This is a genomic window from Nocardioides oceani (assembly GCF_030412965.1).
Classification (GTDB): domain Bacteria; phylum Actinomycetota; class Actinomycetes; order Propionibacteriales; family Nocardioidaceae; genus Nocardioides; species Nocardioides oceani.
Map to the genome: position 1 here is coordinate 1 of NZ_JAUHJQ010000172.1, position 276 is coordinate 276.

Annotated in this window: 1 protein-coding gene; it reads left to right on the plus strand. The window is 69.6% G+C overall.

The genetic code is table 11. The features are described 5' to 3' along the window. On the plus strand, window positions 1-276 hold a 276-nt coding region (locus tag QWY28_RS23710; RefSeq protein ID WP_500690679.1), incomplete at both ends, for an MraY family glycosyltransferase.

Genomic DNA, 276 nt, shown 5'->3' on the forward strand with positions numbered 1-276 from the left:
GTCCTCGACGACCTCTTCGAGCTCGACGCCCTGACCAAGCTCGGCGGGCAGCTGCTGGCGGCGGGCTTCCTGGTTGCCTTCGGGGTCCAGTTCTACTTCTTCACCGGGCCCGACGGGCAGGTCTTCTCGCTCGACCCCGCGCAGCGCGCGCTGCTGACGGGCTTCCTGGTGGTGGCGACCATCAACGCGGTGAACTTCGTCGACGGCCTCGACGGGCTGGCCGCCGGCGTGGTGGGCGTGGGGGCGCTGGCCTTCTTCCTCTTCTGCTACCAGCTC